General features: G+C 60.2%; 13 protein-coding genes. 6 read left to right on the top strand and 7 right to left on the bottom strand.

Annotation, left to right across the window (positions count from 1 at the left end):
• Positions 1-48 precede the first annotated feature (48 nt).
• The 3 genes from EPB08_RS08580 to EPB08_RS08570 form a co-directional block, all read right to left on the bottom strand.
• The gene (locus EPB08_RS08580) at positions 49-756 is read right to left on the bottom strand and encodes a DUF4386 domain-containing protein (RefSeq protein ID WP_229238268.1); all 708 of its coding nucleotides are present in this window, start codon (positions 754-756) and stop codon (positions 49-51) included.
• A 228-nt stretch (positions 757-984) separates the two neighbouring features.
• On the bottom strand, positions 985-1,626 hold the full coding sequence (locus EPB08_RS08575) for a hypothetical protein (protein ID WP_130618682.1): 642 nt from the start codon (positions 1,624-1,626) through the stop codon (positions 985-987).
• A 358-nt stretch (positions 1,627-1,984) separates the two neighbouring features.
• Entirely contained in the window at positions 1,985-2,887 is a 903-nt protein-coding gene (locus tag EPB08_RS08570; protein ID WP_130618681.1) for a LysR family transcriptional regulator, read from the bottom strand.
• Between the two features lie 101 nt (positions 2,888-2,988).
• Here EPB08_RS08570 and EPB08_RS08565 point away from each other — a divergent pair, with 101 nt between their 5' ends.
• The 3 genes from EPB08_RS08565 to EPB08_RS08555 all read left to right on the top strand — a co-directional run bounded on the left by EPB08_RS08565 (position 2,989) and on the right by EPB08_RS08555 (position 6,217).
• Positions 2,989-4,173 carry an MFS transporter gene (locus EPB08_RS08565; protein ID WP_130618680.1) on the top strand — a complete coding sequence of 395 codons (1,185 nt, stop codon included), beginning with the start codon at positions 2,989-2,991 and terminating at the stop codon, positions 4,171-4,173.
• Between the two features lie 41 nt (positions 4,174-4,214).
• Positions 4,215-5,018 (top strand): 2,5-didehydrogluconate reductase DkgB, encoded by an 804-nt coding sequence (gene dkgB / locus EPB08_RS08560; RefSeq protein WP_130618679.1) that lies wholly within the window; start codon positions 4,215-4,217, stop codon positions 5,016-5,018.
• A gap of 86 nt (positions 5,019-5,104) precedes the next feature.
• Positions 5,105-6,217, top strand: a complete 1,113-nt coding sequence (locus EPB08_RS08555; RefSeq protein ID WP_130618678.1) for an alkene reductase — start codon at positions 5,105-5,107, stop codon at positions 6,215-6,217.
• 178 nt (positions 6,218-6,395) lie between these two features.
• Here EPB08_RS08555 and EPB08_RS08550 read toward each other — a convergent pair whose 3' ends face one another.
• Both EPB08_RS08550 and EPB08_RS08545 read right to left on the bottom strand, forming a co-directional pair.
• A complete protein-coding gene (locus EPB08_RS08550; RefSeq protein WP_130618677.1) occupies positions 6,396-7,259 on the bottom strand; it encodes a PhzF family phenazine biosynthesis protein in 864 nt (287 codons plus the stop codon).
• A gap of 126 nt (positions 7,260-7,385) precedes the next feature.
• Positions 7,386-7,766, bottom strand: a complete 381-nt coding sequence (locus EPB08_RS08545; protein WP_130618676.1) for a cupin domain-containing protein — start codon at positions 7,764-7,766, stop codon at positions 7,386-7,388.
• 204 nt (positions 7,767-7,970) lie between these two features.
• On the opposite strand from EPB08_RS08545, the gene EPB08_RS08540 reads away from it, so the two are divergent.
• On the top strand, positions 7,971-8,801 hold the full coding sequence (locus EPB08_RS08540) for a helix-turn-helix transcriptional regulator (protein WP_165418448.1): 831 nt from the start codon (positions 7,971-7,973) through the stop codon (positions 8,799-8,801).
• A gap of 363 nt (positions 8,802-9,164) precedes the next feature.
• Complete coding sequence (locus EPB08_RS08535; protein ID WP_130618674.1) at positions 9,165-10,178, top strand: gliding motility protein GldB-related protein; 1,014 nt, start codon at positions 9,165-9,167, stop codon at positions 10,176-10,178.
• Positions 10,179-11,727: 1,549 nt separating this feature from the next.
• Here the strand turns inward: EPB08_RS08535 and EPB08_RS08530 are convergent.
• The gene (locus tag EPB08_RS08530) at positions 11,728-12,750 is read right to left on the bottom strand and encodes an RHS repeat-associated core domain-containing protein (protein WP_130618673.1); all 1,023 of its coding nucleotides are present in this window, start codon (positions 12,748-12,750) and stop codon (positions 11,728-11,730) included.
• Positions 12,751-12,928: 178 nt separating this feature from the next.
• Between EPB08_RS08530 and EPB08_RS08525 the strand changes: the two genes are divergently transcribed.
• A complete protein-coding gene (locus EPB08_RS08525; protein ID WP_130618672.1) occupies positions 12,929-13,630 on the top strand; it encodes a transposase in 702 nt (233 codons plus the stop codon).
• A 532-nt stretch (positions 13,631-14,162) separates the two neighbouring features.
• Here EPB08_RS08525 and EPB08_RS08520 read toward each other — a convergent pair.
• Positions 14,163-14,516 carry a hypothetical protein gene (locus EPB08_RS08520; RefSeq protein ID WP_130618671.1) on the bottom strand — a complete coding sequence of 118 codons (354 nt, stop codon included), beginning with the start codon at positions 14,514-14,516 and terminating at the stop codon, positions 14,163-14,165.
• Between the last annotated feature and the right edge of the window lie 201 nt (positions 14,517-14,717).

The following is a 14,717-nucleotide window of genomic DNA, read 5'->3' as shown; positions in this document are numbered from 1 at the left end:
CTCGTTCGGAGCGGCCGTAGCGGCAAGGTCGGTTACGGTGGCGGGGCCCTATATCGAGGCCGTCTTCACGTTCGTCATCGCGATGCCAGCGCGCTCCTTCCATTTCGCGACGTTGACGCCCTTGAAAAGCAGCCAGAGGCAGAACGACGCCTCGCCAATCAGCGGCGGAATCAGGATGGCCGGCGTGATCGCATTGGCGAGTGCAGGGGCAATCAGCGCAGCAAAGCAGGCGATCAGATAGCACAACCCCGCGATTTGCATCAGCCAGCCGATCAGCTTGGGCAGGTAGCCGGACTTGATGATCAGAAAGCCATCCACCAGGCAGCCGACACCAAAGAAGATCAGGGCGATATTGAATGCAATGTCGTGCAGGATCAGCGAAAGATGAGCAAGAGACTGCGCCTGGACGGGATCGAATGCTCCCGGATGGGCGGCGCTCGCCAGGATGGGCATGACGGCGAGGAGAAACAACTTGCTGACGGACTCCACAGACAGGGACACCAGCATGAAGACCACCGAGAGCAAAGCCAGCTGCCTGCTCACCGGCCGTAGCAGCAGATAGAAGATCCATGTCTGCGCAACGGCGAATACGGGTACGAGCAGATTGCCGGCAACGCTGAGATTCCAGAGTCCGGGCGACGCCATGATGTTGTGGGCCGTTGCCGCGGCATCGCCGGCCACGACAAGACTGTTCATCACGTATCCCTCGGCGAAGCCGCCGAACACGATGATGAGCAAGTACAGCAACCCGCCCACGCGTGCATACCGTTGCGGCGTAGCCTCAATCGTCGTCATCGCAACACTTCCTTGATTCGCCCTGGGTTTAAAGCAAGCGCTGACGACGGTGAAACCCGCCCGTTCGGGCCACGCGGTGGTGCCTGCGTCAGCTGGGAGCTTACAACTCGGTCAGCGCCAGCGGATCACAAACCGGGCGTGTGGCAATCCCGCAGGGATTTGCCACGACCCCTACGGCGACGCGCCTACTCAGTGCTCGGCATCAGCCAGCAGCACCGACTCCGCATGCACGTCCCGGTGCACGAAAAGCAGCGCGCGAACGTCGACGTGGACGGATACGGCCGTCGTCACCATGGCGTCTTTCATCGCGGCCGGGATGAAGGCGTAGCTGACCTCGAGCTTCTTCACGTGGGCCAGGATGTTGCCTGTCGCCTTGGGGGTGTGCAGGTCAAGGCGACTGATGAAGGGTTGACCATGGCTGTCCATGGTTACCTCAGCCTCGCCGGCAAACAGCTCGTCACGATCCTCGCCGTCGGAGTTGGCGTGCACGTAAGTACCGCCGGTGTGCCCACGCGGAAGTCGATGGGTGGTGAAGGCGTAAACGGTGCGTCCGGCACCCTGGCTGGCAACGTGGGCATTGGGGCCAATGACATCCTTCAACTCGGCGTAAGAGGCCAGTGCCTTGTCGGGCGACTTGGCGAGGTCGATCGTTTCGACCTCCGTCTCGGGCGACTTGCCACCACGCACGACGGTAGTCGTACGCACACTGCCATGCAGCTCATCTACAGGTAGCGCGGGCCGGGCGAGTGCTTGGGTGAGCAACGCATCCTGCGCTGCGGCTCCGGAGGCTCCTGCCAGGAATACCAAAGCAGCCAAGGCTTTCATCTTCATGACGTGGCCATTCCCATTTCGACCGGGCCAGCGTAGCCACGGGCCTGGCGGTCGCCATGGGTCATTGGTCACACGGGTGCCGATGGTCATGGCGGGCGTCGTGATGCCCCCGGAACATCCATACACGAACCATGGTCACTGGGCTTTATGTCTCTTCAGTCGAAAATCACCCAGGCGCCAGACGGGGCATACGACCATGAACTCGCCAACCGCACGGCTTGCATCCGGGCGAGATGCCAAGGGCTCCTCGCCAAAATAGTGTCGGATCAACACGAATCCGATCAGGCAAATGGCAAACCATGCGGCTCTGCCTATTCGGCTTGCTCCAGCTTCCTGCATATTCCCGCTCCTGTCGGACTCACTCTTCAAAGGGCCTCTTGCCCAGCGCCTCGACAAGGTAATCGACAAAGCACGTGATACGCGACGCAAGCGTGGTGTTTCGATAATAGACCGCGTTGATCGGCTGTCGGACGTCCAGCGTTTGCCGGGGGAACAGCGGGATCAGTCGACCGGATTGGCGATCTTGGCGGGTCATGAAGTCCGACAGGCAGACGATGCCCAGTCCTGCCAGGGCCATCTGCCTCAGCGTTTCGCCGCTCGATGAGGCGACCGTCGGCGCGATGTGGACGGTGTTTCCGCTGGCATCGCGCAGGGGCCAGTCGTTCAGGCTGTCCGGCTGGTTGAAGCCGAGAAGATCGTGTTGCTCCAGCTGAATGGCCTTGACGGGAGTGCCGCGGCGTTTCAGGTAATCGGGGCTTGCGAGAACACGCACGCGACTGGTTCCGATGGGGCGTGCGTGCAGCGTGGAGTCTTTCAGTGTGCCGATGCGAAACGCGACGTCGGTGCGCTTCTCGATCAGGTCGATGATGCCCTCGTTGGAATTGAGTTCCAGCTCGACCTCGGGAAAGCGCTCACGGAATCCGGCAAGGTGCGGCACGATCACGTGCAGCATGAAAGGCGTGGCGGCATCGACCCGAAGGCGACCCACCGGGCGCAGGCGCCGCGCCGCCATCTGCTCTTCCGCTTCGTCCACCGAGGCGAGGATGGTGCGGGCGTGCTGCAGGAACGCGGCGCCCTCCTCCGTCAGCTCCAGTCGCCGCGTGGTTCGCGTGAGCAGCGTGGTCTGCAGCTTTTCCTCGAGCCGGCTCAGGGTGCGGCTGGTGGCGGAGATGGTCAGCCCCAGCTGTTCCGCCGCCGCGGTGATCGAGCCGGTGTCCACGACGGCCACGAATGCCAGCAATTCATCGAGGGTCGTTTTCATTGTTGATTTCAAATCAATAGTATTTCGCTTATACGCGGCTTAATCAGCAAATGTAAAGCCGTCAGACTGCGCTCCATCGATTCCCCTCCCGGATCCCAGTCATGCCTCTCGCACTGCTTGCCCTGACCCTGGCGGCATTCGCCATCGGTACCACGGAGTTCGTCATCGTCGGCCTGATCCCGACGATTGCCGGCGACCTCGGCGTGGGCCTTCCTTCGGCCGGCCTGCTGGTCAGCCTTTATGCCCTCGGCGTGGCAGTCGGCGCGCCCATCCTCTCCGCGCTTACCGGCCGCGTGCCGCGCAAGCCGCTGCTCGTCGGCCTGATGGCGCTGTTCACCATCGGCAATGTGGTGGCGTGGATGGCGCCGGGTTACAACACGCTGATCGTTGCCCGCCTGCTCACCGGCCTGGCGCACGGTGTGTTCTTCTCGGTGGGCTCGATCGTCGCCACCAGCCTGGTGCCGCGCGAGAAGGCAGCCAGCGCCATCGCCACCATGTTCAGCGGCATGACGGTGGCATTCGTCACCGGCATCCCGTTGGGCACCTTCATCGGCCAGCACTTCGGTTGGCGCATGACGTTCCTTGCCGTTGCCGCGTTCGGCGTGGTCGCCCTGATCGGCACCCTGGCGCTGGTGCCGAACAACATCCCGCATGCCGCGCCGGCGCCGCTGCGTCGCCAGATGCGCGTATTGCTGGAACCGCGCCTGTTGCTAGTCTATGCGATGACGGCGGTGGGTTACGGCGGCTCGCTGATCGCGTTCACCTTCCTTGCGCCGATCCTGGAAGACCTCGCCGGTTTCAAACCCGACATGGTGGGCGTGGTGCTGCTGGCCTACGGCGTCTCGGTGGCGATCGGCAATGTGTGGGGCGGACGCCTCGCCGACCATCGCGGACCGGTGAGCGCACTGAAGATCATCTTCGGATTGCTGGCTGTCGTGCTGCTCGTGCTCACCTTCACCGCACCCAGCAAGCCGCTGGTGGTGTTGACGGTGCTGGCATGGGGCGCCGTGGCATTCGGCAACGTACCGGCCCTGCAGGTGTACGTCGTGCGGCAGGCCGAACAGGTGGCGCCCGAAGCCACGGATGTCGCCGCCGGCTTCAACATCTCCGCATTCAATCTCGGCGTAGCCGGTGGTTCCTGGGCCGGTGCGCAAGTGGTGAGTCATCTCGGTCTGGCGCATACGCCCTGGATCGCCGCACTGGTAACGCTCGGCGCCTTCGGACTGACCGTACTCGCCGGCCGCCTGGATAACCGCCAGGCATCGACCCAGCTCGCCCAAGCCTGATCTCCCTTCCCTCCATCGACCTATTCCCTCAGGAGTCCCCCATGAGCATTCCATCCTTTGGCGTCGGTACCTTCCGCCTGACCGGCCAGACCGTCATCGACTCGGTGCGTACCGCGCTGGAACTCGGCTATCGCGCCGTCGACACCGCGCAGATCTACGGCAATGAAGCCGAAGTCGGACAGGCCATCGCCGACAGCGGCATCAACCGCGACGAGTTGTTCGTCACCACCAAGATCTGGACCGAGAACTACGCGAAGAACAAGCTGGTGCCCAGCCTGCGCGAAAGCCTCGAAAAGCTGCGCATGCCCTATGTCGATCTCACCCTGATCCACTGGCCGGCACCCGGCAACGGTGTCGAGCTGTCCGAATACATGACGGCGCTGGCGGAAGCGAAGGTCCTGGGCCTGACCCGGCAGATCGGCATTTCCAACTTCAACATCGAGCTGACGAAGCAAGCGATTGCGGCCGTTGGAAAGAACGAGATCGCCACCAACCAGATCGAGCTGAGCCCCTATCTTCAGAGCCGCAAGCTGACTTCGTTCCTCAAGGAACAGGGCATCACGGTCACGTCCTATATGACGCTTGCCTACGGCAAGGTGCTGAAGGATCCGGTACTGGCGCAGATCGCGAACAAGCATCAGGCGACCGTGGCCCAGGTGGCGCTGGCGTGGGCATTGCAGCTTGGTTATGCGGTGATTCCCTCGTCCACCAAGCGCGAGAACCTCGCCAGCAACCTGCTTGCCCGCGACCTGCAACTCGACGCCGACGACATGACGAAGATCGCTGCGCTCGAGCGTGATGGCCGCGAAGTGAACCCGGCTGGCCTCGCGCCGGTATGGGATTGATCGCGACTGTCGATCGCACGAACCGGCGTTGACGCCACCCACTCTACTCATCGACCGGCATGCATGTGCCGGTCACGGAGACCCTCATGTCTGATACATCGGATGCCCTCTTCCAACCCTATGCGCTCGGCAGTCTCGAACTGCCCAACCGCATCGTCATGCCGCCGATGACGCGCTCCCGCGCGAGCCAGCCCGGCGACGTACCCAACGAGTTGATGGCCGAGTACTACGCGCAGCGTGCCAGCGCCGGCCTGATCGTCAGCGAAGGCACCTGGATCTCGCCGCTCGGCAAAGGCTATGCGTGGACGCCGGGCATCCATTCGCCGGCGCAGGTCGCTGGATGGCGCAAGATCACGCAGGCAGTGCACAAGGCCGGCGGGCGCATCTTTGCCCAGCTCTGGCACGTCGGCCGCCTGAGCCACACCAGTCTGCTCGATGGCCAGGCGCCCGTCTCGTCGTCGGCCATCCAGGCCGAGGGCGTGAACGTCTTTGTCGCCGAGAGCAACGGCACGCCCGGCTTCGTGCAGGCGTCCAAGCCGCGAGCAGTCAAGGTGGAGGAAATCCACGCTATCGTCGATGACTACCGCCAGGCGGCACGCAACGCCATGGCGGCCGGCTTCGACGGCGTCGAGCTGCATGCGGCCAATGGCTATCTGGTCAACCAGTTCATCGACTCCAACGCCAACGATCGCACCGACGCCTATGGCGGATCACTGGAGAACCGACTGCGCTTCCTCGCCGAAGTCACGCAGGCGCTGATCGAAAGCACCGGCGACAAGCGTCGCGTGGGCGTTCGCCTGGCGCCGCTGACCACGCTCAATGGCTGCGCCGACGCCGATCCGGAAACCACGTATCTGGCCGCGGCGAAGCTGCTCGGCACGCTAGGTATCGCCTATATCCATATCGCCGAGGCCGACTGGGACGATGCCCCGCACATGCCGGTCGAGTTCAAGCAGAAGCTGCGCGCCGCCTTCCCCGGCACGCTGATCTACGCTGGCAAGTACACCGCCGAGCGTGCCCGCGCCGCGCTCAGCGAAGGATGGGCCGACCTCATCGCGTTTGGCCGTCCGTTCGTCGCCAACCCTGACCTGCCGGAGCGACTGCGTACCGGGGCGGCGCTCAATACGCATGACCGCGCCACGCTTTTCGGCGGCAGCGCACACGGCCTCACGGATTACCCCGTGTTGGCCGTGGCCTGAGCAAATGCTTCCCACGGAGGTACTTTGGGAGCATGACCACCAATCGACCCACCCGTATGTACAACGACGACTCGCACCGGGATCCCGTCGGCTTCGCGAGATACATGCAGGCAACTCATTCGCACTGACTATCCTCGGAGTGATCATCGCTTCACGGCTTCGCCCCAAGCACGAGCGATCATGGCCGGACATCCAGCCAACCACGGCCAACCATCGCGACGTCTCCGCCTACGCTGACGTTCTCGATGTTTTGGCTCGAACCCACCGGGCAGACACGCAGGATGCTGGGCCTTCCTGTGAATCGCCCCTGATGGAGAACGAAGGTTTCGCCCGATCTTGCGAGACCGTGGCGCAAGCGATACGCGCCAATGGTGCCGGCGGCACTGCCAGTTGCAACATCCTCAATCACGCCATCGTTGTTCCAGTGCCTGGCTTCCGCCGCCGACTCATCCCACAAGACCGCAAACTGCGCGCCGACGGCCTCGAGTTGTGAGCTGATATCGCGCGCGATCCGCGCGCGGCCGAGCGCTTCCGGTATCAGCGGGACGATCAGATATCGCAGCCCCGTGCTGACAATCTCGACAGGCAACTGGCGATGAAGGTCAGAGCTTTCCAAACCGAACGCCGAAGCCATCCACGCCTGATCGAGAGGCGGCCCGATGATTTCCGGCCGCCCCTGCTCGAGCAGACCAAAGAAGCCAGTCTCGGTTCGCTCGGTCGCGACCGTCACCGTCTTGTCGGGAAGACAGAAGTTCCACAGGTATTTATCTTCGACGTCCGTATGCTCATGCAACGCCGCTGCCGCTCCGATAACCGGGTGGCCCGCAAAAGGAAGCTCTTCGAACAGGTCGAAAACGCGCGCGCGAACCGTATCAGGCCGTTCAGTCCGCTCGAGAAAAATCGCCTCGAAATGCCGCAGCTCCTGTGTAATGCGGAGCATTTGTCGGGCCGACAGCCCGCCGGCATCCAGGAAGACCGGCAGGCTGTTTCCGCTGTACGGCTGCGATGTAAAGACGTCGACGTGGCGAAATTCGAGTTTCATTCGAATATTTCCCATGTGACACGTTAGCCGTCGTTCGTTTTGTTGCCATGCCACAGCCCTGACGTTCGGTGGCGAACGACGCGACGGCGCCGGAACCATCTCCGCGGCAGCCAGCATCCATCGCGCTCAATCAACGGCCAAGTCACGAGCATAGTGGTCCGCCCCGATGAAGTGGAGAGAGACATAGGGATGCTCTCCCACGACCCAGCTGTCGTGACCGGGCGGCACATAGAAAACGTCGCCGGCAGACATCACGAATACTTGGCCATCGCTCATGGCCGCCGTCGCCTGTCCTGCGACGACCATGCCAACGTGCTCCACCTCGCAAAGCGCAACGCCCTGCTGCCGCCCGACGTGCTCGGACCAACGCCAACCGGGCTCATACGTCGCACGCCCGATCGTCATGCCGCCAAGCCGGACTACCTCGAACCTGCCCTTCTCCATTTCATGGACTTCATCGGGCTGTTCGAATCGCTTCAAGAGAACGTCGAGATTATCGTTGACCATTGGCCTGCTCCTCGGTAGTTGCCTTCGCATACTAGCGACGAGCGTTTCCACGTCTTGAACGATCTTGCGAGGATCCAGACTGTCAGTCGCTCGCTTGCGCTCTGGTGAGCATCAATGGACTGGAGATACACTTTCGACGGTGGTGAACCCACGGACCAAGCTCGACGCAGCGAGTCACCGCGACCCAATATCAGGAATGCCGAAATGAGCGATCATGCGGACATGCTGGTTCGCCCGGATCTTCCCGGCATCGAAGTCCTGCGCGCCCATTTTCAAGCCTATCGATATAGCCGCCACGCGCACGAGCACGCGGTCATCGGCCTCGTTGAATCCGGACTGCAGTCCTATGTCTACCGCGGCGGTCGTCATGTCACCGGTCCGAAGGGACTCTTCTTCGTCAATGTCGGCGAGGCGCACACGGGCGAGGCCGGCGACGAGCACGGCTACACCTATCGAAGCCTTTGCCTGGATATGAGCGTGCTTCGCCGCCTGTTTGACGACCACCGGTTCCATGAACTGCATTTCAGGGATCCCGTCATCTACAACGCGAAGCTCCATGCCGGTCTCGTCGCCCTGCACGAGGCGATGGATACTGGCCTCCCGACTCTCGCGTGCGAGCAGCTTCTCATCGACTTTATCGAAGCGCTGATCGCTCGTAACGCGGAGCAGAACGCACCCGCTCGAACCTGTCCCTCCCATCGACCCGCGGTGCGCAAGGTCCGGTCCGCGATTCATGACGATCCGACACGCAATCATTCGCTGGTGGAACTGGCGCAGATCGCCGGAATGAGCCCTTACCATCTGGCGCACGTCTTCACAGCCGAGGTCGGTGCTCCCATCGCCATCTATGCAGAAGCCGTTCGCATGGGCATAGCCAGACACATGCTCAAATCGACGCTCTCCATCGTCGATATCGCATTGCGCCTCGGCTACGCCGACCAAAGTCACTTCACCCGCCGCTTCAAGCAACACGAGGGCGTGACGCCCGGCCGGTATCGGCTCGCCACCTGTTCGAGCTACGCCATCGAGCACTAAGCCGGTGGGCGACACCTGGACACCCTGCCGTGGCTCATGGCGGCCATTTATCTCTCGGCGCGCAGCAGAACGACACGTTGTCTGCCGTACGTTGCCAACGAAGGCCATGTCGAACGATGAACTCGAATCGATCCGCCTGCATGTGCAATACGTACTGGGGCCTTAGCGATTTCGCGAGGCGCTAAAGAGGCAATTCGCACGAGGCATGGTGCTGGAGAACCCGGCCGGCATCGTCAGGACGCCAGTCATCACCTGAAGTCCACTCCATCCCTGTTTCATTGGCATCATCGCGATGGGTTGGCACGATGGACCGGATGCGGATTACGATGCCGTGGCCAGAGGTCAGGGATAACCGGAGGTACGATGCGAATGCTGACGAATACAGGGATGGGTTTGCTCGCGCTCCTGTCGTGGGCGACTGCGACGGCACAGGATGCCCCGACCAAGAACACGGTAAGGGACCCGCAGACAGCTGTCGTCGATACCGCAGACGCCGATCGATTCGCCGCGCTGTTCAAGCGGACCCACGGCCGGCCCACCGCCGCGCAATTGCAGTCCGACTATCTCGACAAGGGCACACCTGGCATCGCCGTGTTCACGCCCTACCGCATCATCGATGCAACCCACCTCGCGCAGGTGGTGGCGGAAAGGCAACCGATCTACCAGCACGCGATTGACGTTTGCCTTCCTGCGGCGAAAACCGCCACTCCCGAACTGCGCACCATCTATTCGGCGTATCAGCGAATGATGCCCGGTGTTGTTCTGCCTCAGGTATACGCGGTGTTTGGCGCGGGCAACGCCGGAGGCTCCGCCGAGCCGGGGGCACAGGTCATCGGCCTGGAAGCCGCCTGTAATGGCGTGGTCGACGCGGCCGACCTGCGACGACGGCTGCGTGGCCTGTTCGCGCACGAGACCGTCCACACCCTGCAACCGCCCATGCCCGACGACCAGGACAACGACCTGCTTGCCCAGGCACTGCGCGAAGGCGTCGCCAATTTGATCGGGGGCCTGGTAACGGGTGATCCGGATTCGCACGACGCATGGGGTCTGCCGCAGGAGCAAGCCCTGTGGAAGCAGTTCACGCAGGACCGGGCAACGATACTCGCGCATCCGCCGGTCGACGGTAAGCCCGATGCCGAGTGGCAAGCCGCAATGCACCGCTGGATGTGGAACCAGGGTGCCGCGCCCGAAGGCTGGCCCGCCGAAGCGGGATACTGGATAGGGATGCGCATCGCCGCTGCCTATTACCAGCGTGCGGCAGACAAGGACGAGGCCTTGCAGGTGCTCATCGCGCTGAAGGACCCGCAGATGATTCTGCAGGAAAGTGGCTATGCGCAGCGGTTTGCATCGACGAAGACGCCCACGTCGTCAAAGTGATTTCGCGCCGAGCATAGGCGAACCGCGCATTTGGGCGTGACTGCTTCAAGGCGATGATGGAGGCCAAAACGCATCGCTTCGCCAGTATTGGGCCCGCCCATCGCCCACCGCGACAGAAGTGAACCTGACCCCGTTTTGACCCCGTTTTGGAATGCCTCAAGTGCTACTTCCGGAGTTGTTGAGTACGCACAGTCACTCCTTGTACACGGATCCCCTCAATGAGCCCCAATCGACCATCAAGATCAAAGCTAAGCCTAACGTAGTCATCGTCCCAACCTGCATGCGGGCTGGCGTCACACTTTTTCACAAAATACATGTATTCGGTTCCGATGACTTGACCCGAAGGTTTTCCAAGCGGGCGATCCACGTCGCCTGGCTTACCTAGCAATAATTCAACCCTTGATTGCGAATCACCAATCTGAAGCTTAGCCACATTGGCAACCAGAGCAGCTTGGTCTTCAGCGGTTACTGACTTGCAGGACGCAGAAATTGACTGAGAGCCCCCCACCTCCGAGCCTGCAGGGCTTCCACAACCGATAAGAGCAATTGCGACCAAGAAGGACAAGGGTCCATGTCGGTAGATTGACTTCATTGTTACCTCGAATTCGTAACAGTAGTTAACGCAGTAACCAAGCGTGACTAGCTGGATTGGCACGAACATCGTTGTACGTATTTACGTAATCAACAACTGCCTCTGGGCTCCATATCAAGGGTTTCGGATACCCTGCCATGACACCTTCCATTCCTCCCGCTCTAAGCGCGTCTGCCACCGTCGTCGAACAATTCTGAGACACAGAGTTCCACCGAGGTGACTTCTTGAACGTGTCCCACCAATCTCGTATGGCATCCTCGTCCAGCCCGTCTAAGTGAATAATTGTTGGTGGCCGATATCCCTCACCTTTGGTATCAGCCTCGGGGGTGTAATTCGGCCTAGCATCTGCTTCCCAGTAATGCTCGAACGTCTGGTTGCCCAGCGGATGAACATGGCCGTAGTCCACGGGCCACCAACTTACATAAGTGCTCCCGTCATTCAGCATCAATCCAACGTGTCCCCAGTCACCACCAACACCCCTCCAGTAGTACAGGTCAGCCAAGCCAAGGACGTCCCAGTGCGCCAAGGGATTCCCGTTCACGTACGCATATATGTCTGGTCCGCTGGGCCTCGCAAGACCCTGCTAGTCAGAGCGGCTTATACACGAGTTCAATGAGTCATCTTGCGCAGAGCACACCTGGGCGAGCCTTCCGTTTTGATATTTCAGAAGAACGGAATCAACGCTAATGCTTTGCACGTCGTGCTTGACCACATGTGAGCCTGAGTACTTCCCCTGAATGACGCGAAGTGCATCTTCCTGGTTTAGGGATGCCACATTCAAAAGAAGTGACCGTAGAACACTGGCCTCTTCTCGGTACGAGCCCTGCGCTTGCCGTGCGTTATCCAGCGATACCCCGGAGTTCGCCGAAACAAACAAGAGCAATGAAGTGGCTCCCACCAAGGCGACCGACAGCACCCATATAACGATCGTTGAAATGTTCCGCTTGGTCATCATGCTCATTTCCCTAGTCCTGCTGATATAGCGTCATGTGCGAAGGTCTTGCACGTGTTCATATGAAGGGGATTCCAGCTGTAGGCATCACGATTCTTGTCTCGGATCCGGTTCCGAGCGAAATCAACTGTCTTCTGGTAGTCCGCGTCCTGATAATACTGGGCATCCACAGGGCTGCCATGCCCATAGTGCTTAGAGACGAAGTTCATCAGGTTCGTGAGTGATGCCTGCGTGGGTAAACCGTCATCCCCTATTTGGACATTTGGCACAGGCTCCTGCCTCGCGTTGCCAAAGTCGCTGTCATATCTCCCATACTCGAAGTACTGAGTCGTACCGGTGTTGTCGTCTATCGCGACAACCGCAGCGTGGCCAAGCGCTATTTGAGTCGACGTTCCAGGAATGGTTATCGGGTAATCCGGGTAGTTGATATAGATTCCCGAAAGACCCAACGGATCAATCATATTCAGCGGGTTGCCGCTCACATAGGCATAGGTATTTGCGCCGCCAGTCAGCCCAACAGGGTCGCTCTGCACATATCGACCTGACGCCGCCTCGTAGTCACGATTCATATTATTAGCGATTCCAGATTCAGCATCGTAATACTGGCCGGGAAAGCGCAAATTGAAGGCATAGCCGCTCGCACTGCTTGGCTGCTCCTCGCCAAAAGCATTGTTTTGATAAGCCAATTGCCAGACAGTGTTGCCACTCCCATCTGCGACGGCGCGCGGGGTATTAAGGCCATCCGCATGCACGTAGCTCACGGTACTCGAGGACCCGGCGGTATCGACCACGGCCACCGGCAAGCTGCCGAGCCAGATGTAGTCCCGCGTGGTATCTCCATACTCACCCAACAGCTGGCTGCCTTCGTCGTACACGAAGCGCTGATTGAGCGCGACAGGGAGCGTCGCCGCCTTTGCCGTGCGTTGGCCCAGGGCGTTGTACGTATAGGTACCCACGGCGGCGCCATTGCGTTGCACGACTGTCATTCGGTTGCGGCCGTTGTAGCCGTAGCCGAAGGTCTCGCCCAAAAGGGACCGGAGGTAGTTAAACGATCACTTTCGGCTGTCGCCCAAAAGGGACCGGAGGTAGTTAAACGATCACTTTCGGCTGAGACTTCATCTGTCGCTGCACCCGCATATGCACGGACATCACCCCAACCAGCAAATCGTCAAAGATGCACAAGCCCTCCCCTAGCGGACTTGCAGCATGCCACGCGGATTGCGACTTGAACTACCTTTGCATCCTCTTCACGTCACCCAGCGCGGCGTCAATCGCGGTGCTGTATTCGTTGATGACGATGATCGGCAACATTATCTGATGCTTCTCGCGGAAAGTGCTCGTGATCACGAACTTGCCGTACACGCATACGTTCTCATGGGCAACCACGTCCACTTGCTCGTCAGTACGGCTCAAGCCAGGGGTGTATCCAACGCGATGCGGCAAATCGGACAAAGCTATGTACCTTCCTTCAATCGTCGGCATCGACGTAGCGGCACGCTTTGGGAAGGACGTTTCAAGTCATGCCTGGTGAATACTGATCAGTATCTATTGACGGTCTACCGCTACATTGAACTTAACCCGGTCCGGGCTGGCATGGTGCAGGCACCAGAAGATCATCCGTGGTCCAGTGTGCATGCCAATCTCGGGCGGTCCGCTGATCCTCTCGTTACCCCGCACGAGACGTTCCTGACCATGGCGCCAGATGCACTGCAACGTGCAGAAGCCTACCGTTCGTGGTTGCGCCAAGGCGTTAGCGACGATGAAATTGCGGCCATTCGATTGCACCTGAAGCAAGGGCGCGCACTTGGCGACCAACGTTTCCAAGCCATGGTTGAAAAGACGCTTGGACGACCGGCATCCGTTAGATCACCCGGGCGCCCGTCACGATCACAAACCTCGATAGTCTGAGTTTGGCAGGCATGTATCGCATGAGACCCTTAACAGCCTCCGGCCCCTTTTGGGAGTGCGATGTCCACTTTCGGTCGAGAGCGGTCGTTTCAGTGAGACGCAACTCCCACGGCTTTCATGTTGGCCTTGTCTACTTTGTAGGCCGTGCCTTCATCAATTACTGGTCGTCCGCGAAAGGGCTTCAGCGCAAAGTAGAAGGTGTAGGAGTCGCTACTCTCTCTAACGACAAACGTATAGCTATTTGGGGAGGCGGCGAATCGCTGAAAGTCATTCTTTGGGGCTTGTGCCTGCAGATCCTTCGCAAACTCCGCAAGCGCTGCACAGCCCGCGTGAAGCTCTTGCACGGACCGCGCGCCACGCGGTGCAGGAGGGGCATCGGATTGCTTACAAGATGCAAGGCAAACGGCGATCATCATCGACATTAGCCACACAGCCGGCGCTATTCGAATCTCAGCCAATCCATCTCTCCGATTGTGATTAGGTCCGTACTGGGTCGACAGCAGACACTACGCCATGGCGCTTTCGAAGGTAATCACCACTTGTAGCCAACGGCAATTCGCGCCGGTGAAGCCTTGAACCACCTTTCGCAGCCAGGATAGGCAGTCAAAACGTACAAGCCGACCAAGAGAAGCAAGTGAACTCGACGCTCTGTAGCGTCACCACCCATCTGGCTGGCACCGATCAAGCTCAGCAGGAAAGTGCCACCAATGATGAACAGAAGCAGCGGAAATATCCCGAATACATACCAACGTTCGGCCACTTTTAATCTCGTCGGCAAGTCATGCTGACTCGCAATACGAACGAGCTGCGATTGCCAAGCTCCCAGCACAATCCAAAGGCCGAGGCCGAAGATGAGCGCCCCTCCAGCAAATTCGAGAACGCCCATTTCCTTCCCCTCGACTATTTAGACCTTCGCCAGATGATCGTTACGATATTCCTGCAATATCCGCTTCGGGTCGAAAGCAATGGGATGGACTCCTCCCCACCCTCGGCATCTAAGAGTGCCAGACTGGAGTTGCGAGACAACCAGTCACAGTGAGGAGGAGTCCACTCATGAAGCTTACGCGCATTGGGATCGACATCGCCA

This window comes from Dyella amyloliquefaciens (genome assembly GCF_004296575.1).
Lineage (GTDB): Bacteria > Pseudomonadota > Gammaproteobacteria > Xanthomonadales > Rhodanobacteraceae > Dyella > Dyella amyloliquefaciens.
The sequence above is the reverse complement of the archived record's forward strand: the minus strand, read 5'-3'. Positions and strand labels throughout refer to the sequence as shown.